Below are 16975 nucleotides of genomic sequence, written 5' to 3' on the forward strand. Positions count from 1 at the left end.
CGACAATCCCGTCGACGGGACGGGCATTCGTCATCGTAGCCCCGAAACCACCGTCAAGCCAAGAAAAAGCCCGGCGCGAGGCCGGGCGTTTCTTGGCGCATCTCAGTGCTGATCCGCTGATCAGTGATCCATAGCCTTGACGATCTCTTCGGTCATCTTCTTGGCATCACCGAGCAGCATCATGGTGCCGTCTTTGTAGAACAGCGTGTTGTCGATGCCGGCATAGCCGGAGCCGAGCGAGCGCTTGACGAACAGGCAGGTGCGGGCCTTGTCGACGTCGAGGATCGGCATGCCGTAGATCGGCGAGGACTTGTCATCGCGGGCGGACGGGTTGGTGACGTCGTTGGCACCGATGACATAGGCGACATCGGCCTGCGCGAACTCGGAGTTGATGTCCTCGAGCTCGAACACCTCGTCGTAGGGCACGTTAGCCTCGGCCAAGAGCACGTTCATGTGGCCCGGCATGCGGCCGGCGACGGGGTGGATCGCATATTTGACGTCGACGCCGTTGGCCTTGAGCTTGTCGGCCATCTCGCGCAGCGCATGCTGCGCCTGGGCCACCGCCATGCCGTAGCCGGGCACGATGATGACCTTCTGCGCGTTCATCATCAGATAGGCCGCATCGTCGGCCGAACCCTGCTTGACCTTGCGCTCGATGCCGTCATCGGCCGCCGCCGCCGTCTCGCCGCCGAAGCCGCCGAGGATGACCGAGATGAACGAGCGGTTCATGCCCTTGCACATGATGTAGGACAGGATCGCGCCGGACGAGCCGACCAGCGCGCCGGTGATGATCAGCGCCAGGTTGCCGAGCGTGAAGCCAAGGGCGGCCGCTGCCCAGCCGGAATAGGAGTTGAGCATCGAGACCACGACCGGCATGTCGGCGCCGCCGATCGGGATGATCAGCAGGATACCCAGCACCAGCGATGCCGCGACGATCAGCCAGAACACCAGCTTCGATTCCGTCGTGACCAGAAGCACGATCAACACAATGAGCGCGATGCCAAGCGCGGCGTTGATGAAGTGGCGGCCGCCGATCATGATCGGCTTGCCCGACATGCGTCCGTCTAGCTTGAGGAAGGCGATGACCGAGCCGGTGAAGGTGATGGCGCCGATGGCGACGCCAAGGCTCATCTCGATCAGGGCCTGGGCATGGATGTCGCCGGCCGTGCCGATGCCGAAGCTTTCCGGCGCATAGATGGCCGCGGCGGCCACCATGACGGCGGCAAGACCGACCAGCGAATGGAAGGCCGCGACCAGCTGCGGCATCGAGGTCATGGCGATGCGGCGCGCGGTGATGGCGCCGACGCCGCCGCCAATGGCAAGGCCAAGCACGATCAAGCCGAAACGGCCGGCCGACGGGGTTGCCAGCGCCAGCGTGGTGGCGATGGCGATGCCCATGCCGATCATGCCGTAGAGGTTGCCCTGGCGGCTGGTGGTCGGATGCGACAGGCCACGCAGCGCCATGATGAACAGGACGCCGGAAACCAGATAAAGGAAGGACGCGAAGTTGGCGTTCATGGCGCTCTACCTCTCCTTCTTCTTGTACATGGCCAGCATGCGCTGGGTGACGAGGAAACCGCCGAAGATGTTGACCGACACCAGCATCAGCGCGACGAAGCCGAAGCCGGCGGCAATGCCGGAGGCGGCGATGCCGACGGCAAGCAGGGCGCCGACGACGATGACCGAGGAGATGGCGTTGGTGACCGCCATCAGCGGCGTGTGCAGCGCCGGCGTCACCGACCAGACGACATAATAGCCGACGAAGATCGCCAGCACGAAGATGGCGAAGCGGAAGACGAAGGGATCGATGGCACCGCCCGACAGCGCATGCGCGGCATCACCGGCCGCCTCGGCGCCGCCGGGCGCGGTCGCCATGTTCTGTACCGCCAGCCGAACGGCGGCGGAGGCCTGGTCGAGCTGGTCGAGGGCTTTCTGCAGGGTCTGATCCATCACGCAATGCCTTTCGACTTCGACGAGGGCGACTTGGGTGCGGCCGGTTTCTTGGGCGCGGCCTTCTTTGCAGCCGGTTTGGCCGAAGCATCGGCGACCATGGTGGTGGCCGGGATCGCGGCGGGTTCGACATGAGGCTGTTGGTCGGCCTTGGCGAAGGCCGGATGGACCACCTTGCCGCCATCGGTCAGCATCGTTGCCTTGACCAGGTCGTCATCGCGGTTGATGGCAAGCGTCTTGGTGGTCTTGTCGACCAGCGTCTCGAGGAAAGCGAACAGGTTCTTGGCGTAAAGCAGCGAGGCGGATGCGGCGACGCGGCCCGGCACATTGAGATGGCCGACGATCTTGACGTTGTTGGCCCTGGTGACGACCTTGCCGGCTTCAGCGCCCTCGACATTGCCGCCGCGCTCGACCGCCAGATCGACGAGCACCGAGCCCGGCCTCATCGAGGCGACCATGGCCGCCGACACCAGCTTCGGCGCCGGCCGGCCGGGGATCAACGCCGTCGTGATGACGATGTCCTGCTTGGCGATGTGCTCGGCGGTGAGTGCCGCCTGCTTGGCCTGATATTCCTTCGACATTTCCTTGGCGTAGCCGCCTGCCGTCTCGGCCGCCTTGAATTCGTCGTCCTCGACCGCCAGGAATTTTGCGCCGAGCGAGGCGACCTGTTCCTTGGCGGCGGGGCGCACGTCGGTGGCGGTGACGACCGCACCGAGGCGACGCGCGGTGGCGATCGCCTGCAGGCCGGCGACGCCGACGCCCATGATGAAGACTTTCGCCGCCGGCACCGTGCCCGCCGCCGTCATCATCATCGGCAAGGCGCGATCATACTCCGAAGCGCCGTCGATCACCGCCTGGTAGCCGGCGAGATTGGCCTGCGAGGAAAGCACATCCATCGATTGCGCCCGGGTGATGCGCGGCATGAACTCCATCGAGAAGGCGGTGACGCCGGCTTTGGCCAGGGCCGCCACGGCGGCGTCATTGCCATAGGGATCCATGATGGCGATGACAGCCGTACCGGGCTTGTAGCCCTTCAGCTCAGTATCCGTCGGCCGGCGGACCTTCAGCACCACATTGGCCTTGGCGACATCGCCGGCCTTGCCGATGGCGGCACCGGCCTTGGCGAACTCCTCGTCGGGGATGCGCGACCTCGTGCCGGCACCGGTCTCGACGACGACATCGAAGCCAAGCCCCGCCAGCCGTTTCACCGTGTCAGGCGAAGCCGCTACGCGCGGCTCGTTGGCATCGAGTTCACGAGGGATGAAAACCGTCTGTCCCACCGCATGATCCTTTCGGCCGGAAGCTGTTTCCCGCAAGACGCCGACCGGCCTCGCGGCGGCGCCGTGGACAAGGTGTCGGAAAAATCTATCGGAGGATAAAGGCGCCGGCGGCCAGAATCAGAATGAACAGGATGGTCGCCGAAAAGAAGCCGCCCGCAAAGAAACCGAAAGCCATCGCCAGCAGTATGGCGCCGCAAAAGAGCGATCCGTATTTGGCCAGCATGAGAAAGCCCGCATAGGTGCGGTCATGCTCGGCATAGTCCATCTTCGCGCCCAGTTCGACAGGACCGGTCGGCGTGTGATCAGCCATAGCAATACCCCTTCGAAGACATCTTTCAGGCACATAGCGAAAAGCCGAGCAGAGAGCAATGGCGCTATTGCCGCATCGCAGCCGACAACTGCCTCAAAGGAAAATTGAAGCCGGCTCCCCGGTGCCCGAGGCGATCGTCGCCGCGACGCTACATTTCTTCGCCGGTTGACGGACGCTTCAGCCGGCAAGATGAGGGAAAAGCCCGAGCAGACCGACGACGATCAGATAGAGCGCGACAATGTAGTTCAACAGCCGAGGCATGATGAGAATCAGCACGCCGGCGATCAGCGAGATGAGGGGCGTGAGCGCGAGCTGCGAGATGTGCATGTGGGGGTTCCTTCAAAGACTTCGCGGCGATGCCCGGGCGCGGCAGCGCCCTTGACGTCATCCAGAACGCGGAAGTGGCCGGAAAGGTCCAGGCGCTTCGCGAAAATCGCGCTGCCTCAGGCGGCTTCGCGATAATATTTCGCTGTCGGCACGATGGACAAGGGCGTCAACCGGTTGATTGCCGGATTGGCAAACATCAGCCGCTGTTCGGTCGGCGTCGACCTGAAGAATGGGAACCGTTCGAGTGTCAGGCGCATGTTTTCGCCGGCAGGGATTTCGAACAGTGCGATCGGAGTAAGAACGCCGGGAAACTCTTTGCCCTCAGTCCTCTGCACGGCATTGAAGTAACGGGCATAAAAATTGGAATGCTCGATCTTGACCGGCGTAAGGACCGAGTCCTGGCCAAAGTAGCGCGAGGCCACCATGGCAAGCCTGAGTGTCAGAAAAGGCAGCACTCCGGGCGCCGGCGCGCTGTCGGGATCGGTTGCGAACCGGGTTCCGTCGATGAAGGTTTCTCCGCGGGCAAGTCGCTCGATCAGTATTTCCGGATAGGCATCGACGGAGGGCGAATACGGGTGCTCGCTGGAGATGTAATGGAAGCGGATCGTGCTGACCAATTCGCCATAGCAATAGACACCGAACCGGTAGGAATTGGGCAGATTGTCCCAGCGATCCTCGAACATCCCGCTGTCGATCGGACCGCACATGCCTGAGCGCAGGTAGGATTTATAGCGAAGTCGGTAGATCGCCTCCAGGTCCTCGCCTCCTGTAATAAGGCGATAATCGACATGCTCCAGCAGTTGCATGATCGATCGGTTCAACACCGAATCCCCAGCCGTGCTGACCCCGCCAGACGCACTCCCTACAGCCCGTGCAGCATCCATTGTCTGTCCTCGAAAATTCCGCCTGCGGATAGGCTATTCGAGCTGAAATGAGACACAAGCTGAAATTCCGATATTGTTGATTTACCTTCTGTTAACGTTAACGGCCGGACGTCGGTTTGGAAATGTCTACTGATGAACAACTCGCATGAGGAGCAGGCTGCCAAGAGCCAACTTCGAAAAGCAGGATACTAACTGGCTGTCCGCTTGCCGGTGAGACGCAGGTCAGCGACGAATGGCCAGGTGGCACTCGACATCGTCTCGATACCCGACGCACTAAGCGCGGCGCCGAAGAGGAAGCCTTGCACGAGATCCGGTTTGACCTGCAAGGCCAGGATCTTGAGCTGCTCGAAGGTCTCTACACCTTCGACGGTCACGGAAAGTCCGAGCGGCCGTGACAGATTGACAATGCCCTTGAGCAGTTCGAGTGAGCGGCTGTTCTGAGTGACGTCTATCAGGAACGAGCGGTCGATCTTGATCTTGTCGAGCGGCAGCTTGTGCAGGTAGCTCAGGCTCGAATAGCCGGTGCCGAAATCGTCGAGCGCAATGCGCACGCCAAGCTGCTTCAGCTCCTCGATGTATTGGCGCGTCAGCGACTTGTCGTCGAGCAGCGCCGTTTCGGTGACCTCGATCTCCAGCCGACCGGCGGCGAGGCCGGAGCTGATCAACGCGTCACGAACCTTCTGGACGACGTCGCGGCTGCGGAAATCCTTGGCGGAGAGATTGACCGAGACGCTCGTCTGGTCCGGCCATTTGGCGCATTCGGTGCAGGCCGCCTGCAGCACGAAGGTGCTGATCTCGGAAATGATGCCCATTTCCTCGGCCAGCGGGATGAAGATGCTGGGCGAGATCGGCCCGAGATCTGGATGATCCCAGCGGCACAGCGCCTCGCAGCTGGCGATACGCATGGTGTTCATCGCCACGATCGGCTGATAGACCACCCGCAGGGCCTTGCTTTCCACGGCGGTTCGCAGATCCGCCTTCATCAGCTGACGGTTGCGGAAGGCGGCATCCATCGAGGCCTCGAACAGCCGCCAGCTGTTCTTGCCGAGTTCCTTGGCCTTGTAGAGCGCCAGGTCCGCCTTGACGATCATGGCGTCGACATCGGTATCCTTGACCCGCGACAGCACCGCGCCGCCGCTGGCCTGGATGCGCAGCCCGTGACCGGCGACGTCGACCTCTCCCTGCAAACCGGCGAAAATCTCGTCGAGCTGGCCGGTCAGATGGCTCTCGTCCTCGACGCGGTCGAAGAAGACCATGAATTCGTCGCCGCCGAAACGGCTGACCGTGATGCCTTGCCCGGCAATGGCGGCAAGGCGCTCGGCGACGGCGTAGATCAACCCGTCGCCGATCGGGTGCCCAAGCGTGTCGTTGACGCTCTTGAAATCGTCGAGGTCGAGCACTGCCAGCCCGCAGAGACGGTCGCCGTCGCCGGACGCCATGGCCTCGCCGACCAGTTCGTGGAAATAGGCGCGGTTGGGCAGGCCGGTGAGGTTGTCGTAGCGGGCCATGAAGCGGATCTTGTCTTCCGCCTCGACGCGGGCGGTGACGTCCTCGAAGGTGATGACGCCCAGCTCCTGGCTACCCTCGCGAGCCGAGAATTCATAGTGCTGGCCGTTGGCGAGCGAAACCAGCACCTTGCGGTCGCGGCCTTCGCGCAGGGCGCGCGTCAACTGGGCCTCGATATAGCGGCAATCCTTCGGCGCCAGCATGCCGCCGGCGACACCGCGCATCAACAGACCGTGGATCGACCGCCCGAGCAGCGCATCCGGTGACTTGAGCGACATCAGATGCGCGGCCTCGGCATTGGCCACCGCCACGCGGCCGTTGGGGCCGAGCATGACAAGGCCGTGCGACATGGTGTTGAGGGCGCGATCGAACCTGAGGGCGAGCTTCCTCGCTTCCTTGTGGCCAATGACGGCCGAGAAAAGCACGTTGCGGACGTGATCGGCGCTGTTGATGGTGATGAAAGTCAACGGGATGATCATCAACCCTAGAACGACCGAAGGGACATCCATCCGCAGCAAGAGTGCAAGTGCCGCCGGACCAATGAAGGTCACGGAAAAAATCCGCACCATGCGCGGAGATCCGTAGTTCCGGCCAACAACCGTGACCAGGGTAGCAATGGCCAGCGACGTCGCGGCCAGTTCGGCAAAGGGGTCAGGGTACACATAGATCGAAATGAAGCATAGCGCGCCCAACCCGAGGCCCTGCAGGCTGCCCTTGAGGATGTAGTTGCGCTCCCACCGCCGCGCCTCGTCGACATTGGCTATGATACCGCCCGCCTTGCGGAAGGCGCGAATGCCGAAGTAACGGAAAAGGCTGATGGACAGTAGAGTAAAAGAGAAAGCCAGGAACAACGGATTGTGCGTGCGAAAGTAGATCATGAATCCGAGGATCCAGTAGCACACGCCGCCAATCACCAGCATGTGGGCGTTGTCGAACAACGACCGCACAAACTGGATATAAACATCCGGTGGGATGTTTTCGGTCTTTGTCCTGCCCATATCGTCGGCCCAACGCTAAGCCCTGTCATGCCACGTCCGCCTTAAGAAAGGCTTAGAACAGTGGTTTCGGCTCGGTTGCCGAGGGCACGCAGATGCAGGACCGACTGAGAAACCAGACTTCAGGTAAACAAGGCGTATCGATCATTCGGCAGCCTGAAGTTTCGGCCGTGCCGGCGTGTTCGACAGACGTTCGAGCAGCCTTTTGCGTTCGCCGGCCGCCTTTTCGGCGCTGGCCTGGCGGACGTGGCCATAGCCGCGAATGAGAGCCGGCACCGAGGCCAGGGCAATTGCCGCATCGACCCCGGCCGGCGCCAGCGATCTGGCGACGAGGTCCAGATCCGCCTCGTACTGCACAAGAAGTTGCCGCTCCATGCGCCGCTCGGCGGTGTAGCCGAACAGGTCGAAGGCGGTGCCGCGCACACCTTTCATCGCCGCCAGTAGCCGAAAACCCTTCATCATCCAGGGGCCGAAGCTCGATTTCCTCGGTGTGCCGTCATTGCCGCGGCGGCCCATGATCGGCGGGGCGAGATGGAATTCGAGTTTCTCGTAGCTCTGGAACTGCTTGCCCAATTCGGCGGCGAAGGAACCATCGGTGTAGAGCCGCGCCACCTCGTACTCGTCCTTTATGGCCATCAGCTTGAACAGGTTCCTGGCGGCAGCCTCCGACACCGCGGTCGAACCGGGCACGGCCTTGGCTTCGGCGGTGCGAAGGACGGCGATCTTTTCGGCATAACGCCTGCCGTAGGCGGCATTCTGGTAGGCGGTCAGGAAAGCGACGCGGCGGGCAATGATGTCATCCAGCGTCTCGGCGATCGCCGCGGCCTGCCCGGTCTTGCCCGGCTGGGCGACGAGGCCGCGCACGAAATCCGGCTGATGGGCGGCACGGCGGCCCCAGCGGAAGGCGGCGATGTTCATCGCCACGGCTTCGCCATTGAGCTCGATCGCCTTCTCGACAGCCTCGGCCGACAGCGGCAAGCCGCCGTGCTGGAAGGCAAAGCCGAGCATGAACATGTTGGCGCCGAGCGAATTGCCGAACAGCGCGGTGGCCGTGCGCGTGGCGTCGAAGAAATGCGCCTTGCCGTCCCCGGCGGCGGCGCGGATCGCCTTCTTCAGGCGCTCGATCGGCAATGAGAAATCGGCCGACCGGGCAAATTCGCCGGGCATGATCTCGGCGGTGTTGGCGAGAAAGATGGTGTGGCCCTCGCGCACCGCCGTCAGCACCTTCTTGGCGCCCGACACGACGAGATCGCAGCCAAGCACGAGATCGGCCTTGCCGGCCGAGACGCGGATGGCATGGATGTCGTCCGGGGTTCGGGCGATGCGGACATGGGTGAATACCGAGCCGCCTTTCTGGGCAAGGCCGGCCATGTCGATCATGCCGCAGCCCTTGTCCTCGAGATGGGCCGCCATGCCGAGCACCGCACCGACGGTGACGACGCCGGTGCCGCCGACGCCATCGATGATCGCCGCCCAGCCCTGCTCGCCAAGCGGGAATTCGGTGGGCGTCGGCACGCCGTCGAGCGGGTCGGCCTTGCCGGCCGCACCCTCGGCCTTGCGGATCTTGGCGCCGTGCACGGTGACGAAGGACGGGCAAAAGCCGTTGACGCAGGAGAAATCCTTGTTGCAGCTCGACTGGTCGATCCTGCGCTTGCGGCCGAATTCAGTCTCCACCGGCTGGATCGAAACGCAGTTCGACTGCACGCCGCAATCGCCGCAGCCTTCGCAGACCAGTTCGTTGATGAAGACCCGCTTGTCGGGATCGGGAAAGGTGCCGCGCTTGCGACGGCGGCGCTTTTCGGCCGCACAGGTCTGGTCGTAGAGCAGCACCGACACGCCTTTGACGCCGCGCAGCTCGCGCTGCACGAGATCGAGGTCGTCGCGGTGATGGATGGTGGCGCCGACCGGGAATTCGGCCTTGCCGGCATATTTGTCCGGCTCATCGGTGACGATGGCGATGCGGTCGATCCCTTCGGCGCGCACTTGCCTGGCGATCATGTCGACGGTCAGGCCGCCTTCGTGCGGCTGGCCGCCGGTCATGGCGACGGCGTCGTTGTAGAGGATCTTGTAGGTGATGTTGGCGTCGGTCGACAGTGCGAAGCGGATCGCCAGCGTGCCGGAATGGTTGTAGGTGCCGTCGCCGAGATTCTGGAAGATGTGGTCGCGCTTCGAAAACGGCGCCTGGCCGACCCATTGCGCGCCCTCGCCGCCCATCGCGGTGAAGCCGAGGGTGTTGCGGTCCATCCACAGCGCCATGAAGTGGCAACCGATGCCCGCAGCGGCGATCGAGCCGTCCGGCACCTTGGTCGAGGAATTGTGCGGGCAGCCGGAACAGAAGAACGGCGTGCGCGAGCCGATATCGGTGGCATCCGCCAGCATCGCCTGGAACTGGCGCAGCTTTGCCACCCGCGCCGAAATCTCTTCCGACGGACCGATCGTCCGCACGATCCTCTCGCCCAGTGCGATGGCGATCTCGTTGGGGTCGAGCGCGCCCTTGGCCGGAAACAGCCAGTCGCCGCGCTCGTCCTTCTTGCCGACAATGACCGGCTGCGAGGCGGTGCCGTAAAGGCTTTCACGCAGTTGCACCTCGATCAGCGAGCGCTTCTCCTCGACGACGACGATGGTGTCGAGGCCGCGGGCAAAGTCCGCGATATGCTGCAGGTCGAGCGGCCAGGGACAGCCAACCTTGAACAACCGCACGCCAATGCGGTTAGCGGCCGCCTCGTCGATGCCGATGTCCTCCAGCGCCTGGCGGACATCGAGATAGCTCTTACCCAGCGTGATGATGCCGAGCTTCGGGTTGCGGCCGCCCGAATAGACGATGCGGTTCAGCCCGTTGGCATGGATGAAGGCGGAGGCAGCGGCGCGCTTGTATTCATTTAGCCGCTCCTCCTGGCCGAGCATGTCGATCTCGTGGCGGATGTTGAGACCGCCGGGCGGCATGTCGAAATCGGGCACGACGATGTTCAGCCGTTCGAGCGAGGCATCGACCGAGGCCGTCGATTCGATGTTGTCCTTGACGCATTTGATCGCCGCCCAGGTGCCGGCAAAGCGCGACATGGCAAAGCCGTAGAGGCCGTAATCGATGATCTCCTGGACGCCGGCCGGGTTGAGGATCGGCACCATGGTGTCGACGAACAGGAATTCGGTGGCGTGCGCGTTGGTCGATGATTCGGCCATGTGGTCGTCGCCCATCAGGGCGAGCACACCGCCATGTTTGGACGAGCCGGCGAGATTGGCGTGGCGGAACACGTCTCCCGCACGATCCACGCCCGGCCCCTTGCCGTACCAGACCGAAAAGACGCCATCATGGGTGCCCTCGCCCAGCAGTTCCGCCTGCTGCGATCCCCAGCAAGCGGTGGCGGCAAGCTCCTCGTTGAGGCCGGGCTGGAAGACGACATCGGCTTGGGCGAGCTGTTTCTTGGCCTTCCACAACTGCATGTCGAGGCCGCCGAGCGGCGAGCCGCGATAGCCGGAAACGAACCCCGCCGTGTTGAGGCCGGCGCGACGGTCGCGCTCGCGCTGCATCAGAAGCATGCGGATGACCGCCTGCGCACCGGACAGGAAGATGCGCTCCTTTGCGAGGTCGAACTTGTCGTCGAGCGCGACATCGTGCAGCGTCATCAGGCATTTCCTCTGCGGAGGCCACGTGGGAGCAGGCAGCCAACGTTCGGAGTCGGATGACGCATCCTTTCTCCCCTTGCAAGGCAGGTCAAACAAAATCGAAGGTACCAGCCAACGCGCAACGAACGGTCCGCGGCGATCACGAATCGGGTGTGGAACCACTCCACGGACGCTGGCTAGCGCACTAAAATTTCTGCGCGTCAGATGCCTTTCGAGCAATCCGGCTTCGGTTCGCCCGGCAACTTGCCGTCGGGATGGCCGACGAGATCGGGATTGGCCGTGTAGAGCTGATCGATGACCAGCGGCCGGTCGGGCAGCACCGACTGGTCCTCCGTCGACATCAAGGTGGTGTCGATCTTTTGCAGGATCGCACCATCCGCGCCCTTGATGCTGATGGCAATCGCATAGGGTTTGTTCTTGACGACGCAGGTCAGGGCCGGGCTCTCAAGGGTCACCTTGTCGAGCTTCGGCCAGACCTTCTGCTCGACCACCAAAGGCGCGCCGCCGGCGGGATCCTGGAAGCTGGCGACCGCCACCTGGCCGTCTCCCATCGGCTGCAGCGGCCGTAGCGTGACGACATAGGTTGCCCTGGCGAGACGGTAGTTGAAGACGAATATCTTGCCGGATATCTCGAACAGCTTGCCTTCGTCGTTGCCGGTATCGCGGCAGGCACCGAGCGCAACGGCGGCAATCAATGCAGCGCCGACAACGATCGAGCGGGAAAGACTTCTAAGCATCCTTGACCTCATTGGCCGCCATGCGGCGGCGGCGATAGTGACGACTTGCCTTCTGACGGTTGCCGCATACCGCCATGTCGCACCAAAGACGGCTGGAATTGCGGCTTCTGTCGACGAACAGCCAGGTGCAGTTGGGACAGATCCTCAGCCTTGCGACGGTGTCGTCGCGCAGCAGCGACAGGGCGGAAACCGCCAGCGCCGCCTCGAAGGCGATCGGCGTCACCGGGTCGCCGAACGGCCTTCCCGGCGCCCCGATTTCAGTCTGGCTGCCAGCCAGCCCCTCCGCGCAGGCGCTCAAGAACCCGGGCAGATCGGCGGTGGCAACCGTGCCTTTCGACACCGCGCCACGAAAAAGCCGGTCCGTCGCCTCGCGGATCGACATCACGACGGGCGCGATTGCGACGGGCGACGATACCGCCAGTTGCCGGTCGCCCAGCTCGGCGGCGCGAAAGCCGCTCGCCGCGTCGGCAAAGCGGGCGATCTCGGCCGGATCATCGAAGCGGTCGAACGTCTTCTCCGGATCGCCGCGCAGCACCACGGTGTTCGCCGTGTCGAGCGCAAGCAGGCCACCGGTGAAGCGGTGCGGGGTCCAGGATACCGTCATGCCCGAAATCTAACCGATAAATCGCATTTGACAAGTTAGATTCCGCGATGCAAACCTTCGCGAGGATGCGGTTTCCCGCAGCCTTTTTGAACATGTCGTCGTCAAAACCGTTGCTTCGGGACGGCATGATCCGAGGGTTTTGCATGCTCTATTTCTTCCAGCAGGTGCTGAACGGGCTGCATTCGGGGGCGCTCTACGCGCTGCTCGCCTTCGGCTACGTGCTGACCAACGGCATCCTGCACCGCACCAATCTCGCCTATGGCGCGCTGTTTGCCTTTTGCGGCCAGACGATGATCCTCACCGCGGCTTTCGGCTATCAGGTTCTGTGGCTGACGCTGCTGGCTGCGGTGGCACTCGGCGTCGTCGCGGCTTTCCTCTATGCCGGGCTGGTCAGCTACGTGCTGTCGCGCAGCGTCTTCGAACCGTTGGCCGACCGCTCGCCCAATGCGATCGTGGTGACGACGCTCGGCATCCTGCTGTTGTTGTCGGAGGCAAGCCGCATCGCCGCCGACACGCATGATCTGTGGCTGCCGCCGATGCTGGCGCAGCCCGTCGTTTTCGCGCAGGACGCAACCTTCAAGGCAACCCTGACGCTCATCCAGCTCATCGACTGCGCGGTGGTGCTGGCGGCAATCGTGCTGGCTGCGTGGGCTTTTGCCCGCTCCACCTTCGGCCGATGCTGGCGCGCCGTTTCCGACGACCCTAAGGCGGCGGCGATGTGCGGCGTCGACGTGCGCGGCGTGTTCCGGCATGCCGTGCTGTTCGGCGGTTTCTGCGCCGCGCTGGCCGGCGTCATGGCCGGCCTTTATTACGGCAATGTCAGCTTCGGCTCCGGCCTCGTCTACGGCTTGAAGATCCTGTTCGTGACCGCGGTCGGCGGCTATCTCTCGCCGCCGCGCGCAGCGCTCGGTGCGGCCGCCTTCGGCATGGCCGAATCGCTGTGGGCCGGGTATTTCCCGGTCGAATGGCGCGATGCCTGGATGTATCTGTTCCTGGTCGCCATGCTGGTGCTGATCGGCGCCGGCCGCGACACCAGCAAAATCGCCTGAAACCATCAGACTTTGGTTGCATGACGCCGGGGCGGACCGCCAATATCCGGACCTGCCCTCCGATGCGATGACGTTTGCTGCCTCCACCTTGTTGACCCGTCAATCCACGCGCGGCATACCGTTGGACCACGCGGCGTGACGGACCTGAGGGGGAAGCCGGCACGCCTCCGGCGCTGGGAGGAATGCATGGCAGGGCTTCTCGCTCTATCCAGGACCATTGATCGCGCGAACGAATTCATCGGCAAATGGGTGTCGTGGCTGATTCTGCTGGCGATCCTGGTCAGCGCCGCCAACGCCATCATCCGCAAGGTCTTCGACATATCCTCGAATGCCTGGCTGGAGCTGCAGTGGTATCTGTTCGGCGCCGCCTTCATGCTGGCCGCCGCCTATACGCTGAAGCAGAACGAGCATATCCGCATCGATATCGTCTACGGCATGTTTTCGCGCCGCGTGCAGCACTGGATCGACCTTCTCGGCCATGTCCTGTTCCTGATGCCGTTCGTGACGTTGATGGTGTTCTATTTCGTTCCCTATGTCCGGCTGTCGTTCCACAGCGGCGAAATGTCCAACAATTCCGGCGGGCTGATCGTCTGGCCGGCCAAGGCTATCCTGCTGGCCGGTTTTTTCCTGCTCGCTCTGCAGGGCATTTCCGAGATCATCAAGAAGATCGCCATCATGCGCGGCGACATGGACGACCCCAACCCCTTCGTCTCCGCGCATGAGCAGGCCGAACTGGAGGCCAAGGCGCTCGCCGACGAGGTGCGCTCGTGATGGAGTTCATCGCGCAGAACATGGCGCCGATCATGTTCGCATCGCTGATCCTGTTCATGCTGATCGGCTATCCCGTTGCCTTCTCGCTGGCCGCAAACGGGTTGATGTTCTTCTGCATCGGCGTGCTTTTGACGCCATATTCGGGCGGCGCGATCAACCTCGCCTGGCCGCTGCTCTATGCGCTTCCGGACAATTTCTACGGCAGCCGGGTGATGTCGAACGACACGCTGCTGGCGATCCCGTTCTTCACCTTCATGGGCATCGTGCTCGAACGCTCCGGCATGGCCGAGGACCTGCTCGACACGATCGGCCAATTGTTCGGGCCGATCCGCGGCGGCCTCGCCTATGCGGTGATCTTCGTCGGCGCGCTGCTGGCGGCGACCACCGGCGTGGTGGCGGCATCCGTCATCGCCATGGGGCTGATCTCGCTGCCGATCATGCTGCGCTACGGCTACGACCGCCGGCTGGCGTCCGGCGTCATCGCGGCGTCAGGCACGCTCGCCCAAATCATCCCGCCGTCGCTGGTGCTGATCGTTCTGGCCGACCAACTCGGCCGTTCGGTCGGCGACATGTATGCGGGCGCGCTCATTCCCGGCCTGATTCTGACGGGTCTGTATTCGCTCTACATTTTGATCGTATCGATCTTTCGGCCCAAGATGATGCCGGCGCTGCCGCTGGAAGCGCGCACGCTCGGCCATGGTGTGATGTCGCTGCTGGTGGCGCTGGCGGTAACGGTGGCCATCTCCTATGCGGCATATCGTTATCTGGCGCCGGCGCATGGCGACAATGCCGATATTCTTGGCGCCTGCGTCGGCGTGATCCTGATCTATGTCGTCGCGATCGCCGACAGGCGGCTGAACATCAACATGATGTCGCGGCTGGCGCAGCAGGTCATCATCGTGCTGATCCCGCCGCTGGCACTGATCTTCCTGGTGCTGGGCACCATCTTCCTCGGCATCGCCACCCCGACGGAGGGCGGCGCCATGGGCTCCGTCGGCGCATTGATCATGGCGGGGGCAAAAGGTCGGCTATCGCTGGATGTGGTCAAGCAGGCGCTGGCCTCGACGACGCGGCTGTCGTCGTTCGTGCTGTTCATCCTGATCGGCGCGCGGGTGTTCTCGCTGACCTTCTATGGCGTCAATGGGCAGATCTGGGTCGAACACCTGCTGACCTCGCTGCCTGGCGGCGAGGTCGGCTTCCTGATCGGGGTCAACATCCTAGTGTTCTTCCTGGCCTTTTTCCTCGACTTCTTCGAACTCGCCTTCATCATCGTGCCGCTGCTGGCGCCGGCCGCCGACAAGCTCGGCATCGACCTGATCTGGTTCGGCGTGCTTCTGGGCGTCAACATGCAAACCAGCTTCATGCATCCGCCGTTCGGCTTCGCGCTGTTCTACCTGCGCTCGGTCGCCGCGCGCGTGCCCTATCTCGACCGCATCACCGGCAAACAGATCGCACCAGTGACCACCGGACAGATCTATTGGGGCGCGGTGCCGTTCGTCTTAATCCAGGTGATCATGATCGGGCTGACCATCGCCTTCCCGCAGATGGTGATGCATTACAAGGGCACGGTGGTCGATCCCGGCACGATCGACTACAAGGTGCCGGAACTACCAGCCCTGTCGCCGCTTGCCGCACCGCCGGCCGACGGCGGTACGGCGCCGGCGGCTCCGGCCGCCCCTGATCTGTCGCAACCACCGAGTTTCGGCGACACGCCGCCGGCCAAACCGGCAGCTCCGCAGCCGGACCTGTCGCAACCGCCAAGCTTCAACTGAGACCGGCATGGCCAAGATCATGAAAGCGGTTCGGTTGGAAGCGGTGGGCAGTATCGCCCTGCGGGAAGTCGACAAGCCGGACATCGGGCCAGATGAGCTTCTGGTGCGCGTTGAAGCCTGCGGCGTCTGCGGCACGGACCGGCATCTGTTCCACGGCGAATTCCCGTGCACGCCGCCGGTGACGCCCGGCCATGAATTCTCCGGCATCGTCGAGGCGATCGGAAAATCCGTATCGGGCTTTACTGTTGGCGACCGTGTCACCGGCGACCCCAACGTCGCCTGCGGGCGTTGCGCGCACTGTCATGCCGGGCGGGTCAACCTCTGCAGCAACCTGCGCGCCATCGGCATTCATCGCGATGGCGGCTTTGCCGAATATCTTGCCTTGCCGCAGAAGCAGGCTTTCATCCTGCCTGCCAGCTTGAAGCCGACGCATGGTGCCTTCTGCGAGCCGCTCGGCTGTTGCCTGCATGGCGTGGACCTGGCCGAAATCAGGCCAGGCAGCTCGGTGGCCGTGCTTGGCGGCGGCGTGATCGGCCTGCTCACCGTGCAGCTGGCGCGTCTGGCCGGGGCCACGACCATCATACTGTCGACCAGGCAGGCCTCGCGGCGCGCGCTCGCCGAGGATCTCGGGGCCACGGCGACGGTCGATCCGACCGCCGCCGATGTCATCAATGCCGTCGCCGGACCAACGGGCCTGGCGCCAGGCGGTGTCGACGTCGTCTTCGAATGCGCGGGCGTGCGGGAGACCGTCGAGCAGTCGATGCGGCTGGCCCGCGCCGGCGGCAAGGTCGTCATCGTCGGCGTGACGCCGCAAGGCATGAAAGCGGAATTCGAGCCTTTCGACCTGCTGTTCCGGGAATTGAAAGTGCTCGGCTCCTTCCTCAATCCCTGCACGCATCGCCGCGCCGCCGAACTCATTGCATCGGGCGCAATCGAGATCGACCGGCTGATCTCCAGGCAAGTGGCGCTCGAAGACGCGGCAGCGGTGATCGCCAATCCGCCGGCCCCCGGCGAGGTCAAGGTGCTGGTGGTGCCGCGCGCGGGCTGAGCGGCTGCGGCTTGGCCGTGCGCGCTTGCCGGCACCCCATCGATCGGCTATTGGGTGCGCGCCGAAAAAGACATGACCGGTTCGGTAGTCCGGTCTCTTCCGTTGTTGAACGGAGGCC

14 protein-coding genes are annotated in these 16975 nt (G+C 63.6%); 4 read left to right on the top strand and 10 right to left on the bottom strand.

Features of this window, described 5'->3' with window-relative positions:
• Positions 1-120: 120 nt before the first annotated feature.
• From CGZ66_RS07210 to CGZ66_RS07255, 10 genes are all read right to left on the bottom strand, one after another.
• Positions 121-1518, bottom strand: a complete 1398-nt coding sequence (locus CGZ66_RS07210; RefSeq protein ID WP_095082959.1) for an NAD(P)(+) transhydrogenase (Re/Si-specific) subunit beta — start codon at positions 1516-1518, stop codon at positions 121-123.
• 6 nt (positions 1519-1524) lie between these two features.
• Positions 1525-1950 (bottom strand): proton-translocating transhydrogenase family protein, encoded by a 426-nt coding sequence (locus tag CGZ66_RS07215; RefSeq protein ID WP_095082961.1) that lies wholly within the window; start codon positions 1948-1950, stop codon positions 1525-1527.
• The gene (locus CGZ66_RS07220) at positions 1950-3230 is read right to left on the bottom strand and encodes a Re/Si-specific NAD(P)(+) transhydrogenase subunit alpha (protein WP_095082963.1); all 1281 of its coding nucleotides are present in this window, start codon (positions 3228-3230) and stop codon (positions 1950-1952) included. Before CGZ66_RS07220 ends, CGZ66_RS07215 begins: the two co-directional genes overlap by 1 nt.
• An 85-nt stretch (positions 3231-3315) precedes the next feature.
• Positions 3316-3540 carry an aa3-type cytochrome c oxidase subunit IV gene (locus tag CGZ66_RS07225; RefSeq protein WP_095082965.1) on the bottom strand — a complete coding sequence of 75 codons (225 nt, stop codon included), beginning with the start codon at positions 3538-3540 and terminating at the stop codon, positions 3316-3318.
• Between the two features lie 177 nt (positions 3541-3717).
• Positions 3718-3867 carry a DUF3096 domain-containing protein gene (locus CGZ66_RS07230; RefSeq protein WP_019862764.1) on the bottom strand — a complete coding sequence of 50 codons (150 nt, stop codon included), beginning with the start codon at positions 3865-3867 and terminating at the stop codon, positions 3718-3720.
• Between the two features lie 116 nt (positions 3868-3983).
• Entirely contained in the window at positions 3984-4691 is a 708-nt protein-coding gene (locus tag CGZ66_RS07235; RefSeq protein WP_245331037.1) for an N-acyl amino acid synthase FeeM domain-containing protein, read from the bottom strand.
• A gap of 248 nt (positions 4692-4939) precedes the next feature.
• Positions 4940-7255 (bottom strand): putative bifunctional diguanylate cyclase/phosphodiesterase, encoded by a 2316-nt coding sequence (locus CGZ66_RS07240; protein ID WP_095082969.1) that lies wholly within the window; start codon positions 7253-7255, stop codon positions 4940-4942.
• A gap of 141 nt (positions 7256-7396) precedes the next feature.
• Complete coding sequence (locus CGZ66_RS07245; protein ID WP_095082971.1) at positions 7397-10876, bottom strand: indolepyruvate ferredoxin oxidoreductase family protein; 3480 nt, start codon at positions 10874-10876, stop codon at positions 7397-7399.
• A gap of 200 nt (positions 10877-11076) precedes the next feature.
• A complete protein-coding gene (locus CGZ66_RS07250) occupies positions 11077-11613 on the bottom strand; it encodes a hypothetical protein (protein ID WP_095082973.1) in 537 nt (178 codons plus the stop codon).
• The gene (locus CGZ66_RS07255) at positions 11606-12217 is read right to left on the bottom strand and encodes a CGNR zinc finger domain-containing protein (RefSeq protein ID WP_095082975.1); all 612 of its coding nucleotides are present in this window, start codon (positions 12215-12217) and stop codon (positions 11606-11608) included. The genes CGZ66_RS07250 and CGZ66_RS07255 overlap by 8 nt, the downstream gene beginning before the upstream one ends.
• Positions 12218-12360: 143 nt before the next feature.
• Here CGZ66_RS07255 and CGZ66_RS07260 point away from each other — a divergent pair, with 143 nt between their 5' ends.
• From CGZ66_RS07260 to CGZ66_RS07275, 4 genes are all read left to right on the top strand, one after another.
• Positions 12361-13266 carry a branched-chain amino acid ABC transporter permease gene (locus CGZ66_RS07260; RefSeq protein WP_095084309.1) on the top strand — a complete coding sequence of 302 codons (906 nt, stop codon included), beginning with the start codon at positions 12361-12363 and terminating at the stop codon, positions 13264-13266.
• Between the two features lie 186 nt (positions 13267-13452).
• Positions 13453-14037 carry a TRAP transporter small permease subunit gene (locus CGZ66_RS07265; protein ID WP_095082977.1) on the top strand — a complete coding sequence of 195 codons (585 nt, stop codon included), beginning with the start codon at positions 13453-13455 and terminating at the stop codon, positions 14035-14037.
• A complete protein-coding gene (locus CGZ66_RS07270; RefSeq protein ID WP_206073686.1) occupies positions 14034-15809 on the top strand; it encodes a TRAP transporter large permease in 1776 nt (591 codons plus the stop codon). The genes CGZ66_RS07265 and CGZ66_RS07270 overlap by 4 nt, the downstream gene beginning before the upstream one ends.
• Before the next feature lie 19 nt (positions 15810-15828).
• Positions 15829-16857 (top strand): zinc-dependent alcohol dehydrogenase family protein, encoded by a 1029-nt coding sequence (locus tag CGZ66_RS07275; RefSeq protein ID WP_167392073.1) that lies wholly within the window; start codon positions 15829-15831, stop codon positions 16855-16857.
• Positions 16858-16975 lie beyond the last annotated feature (118 nt).

The sequence above is a fragment of the Mesorhizobium sophorae genome, from assembly GCF_002270415.1.
GTDB classification, from domain to species: domain Bacteria; phylum Pseudomonadota; class Alphaproteobacteria; order Rhizobiales; family Rhizobiaceae; genus Mesorhizobium; species Mesorhizobium sophorae.

Excerpts from the sequence above, each read along its gene's own strand:
- CGZ66_RS07250 (WP_095082973.1), bottom strand. The coding sequence starts at position 11,613 with ATGCTTAGAAGTCTTTCCCGCTCGATCGTTGTCGGCGCTGCATTGATT.
- CGZ66_RS07275 (WP_167392073.1), top strand. The coding sequence starts at position 15,829 with ATGAAAGCGGTTCGGTTGGAAGCGGTGGGCAGTATCGCCCTGCGGGAA.
- CGZ66_RS07255 (WP_095082975.1), bottom strand. The coding sequence starts at position 12,217 with ATGACGGTATCCTGGACCCCGCACCGCTTCACCGGTGGCCTGCTTGCG.
- CGZ66_RS07260 (WP_095084309.1), top strand. The coding sequence starts at position 12,361 with ATGCTCTATTTCTTCCAGCAGGTGCTGAACGGGCTGCATTCGGGGGCG.
- CGZ66_RS07240 (WP_095082969.1), bottom strand. The coding sequence starts at position 7,255 with ATGGGCAGGACAAAGACCGAAAACATCCCACCGGATGTTTATATCCAG.
- CGZ66_RS07225 (WP_095082965.1), bottom strand. The coding sequence starts at position 3,540 with ATGGCTGATCACACGCCGACCGGTCCTGTCGAACTGGGCGCGAAGATG.
- CGZ66_RS07215 (WP_095082961.1), bottom strand. The coding sequence starts at position 1,950 with ATGGATCAGACCCTGCAGAAAGCCCTCGACCAGCTCGACCAGGCCTCC.
- CGZ66_RS07230 (WP_019862764.1), bottom strand. The coding sequence starts at position 3,867 with ATGCACATCTCGCAGCTCGCGCTCACGCCCCTCATCTCGCTGATCGCC.
- CGZ66_RS07265 (WP_095082977.1), top strand. The coding sequence starts at position 13,453 with ATGGCAGGGCTTCTCGCTCTATCCAGGACCATTGATCGCGCGAACGAA.
- CGZ66_RS07210 (WP_095082959.1), bottom strand. The coding sequence starts at position 1,518 with ATGAACGCCAACTTCGCGTCCTTCCTTTATCTGGTTTCCGGCGTCCTG.
- CGZ66_RS07245 (WP_095082971.1), bottom strand. The coding sequence starts at position 10,876 with ATGACGCTGCACGATGTCGCGCTCGACGACAAGTTCGACCTCGCAAAG.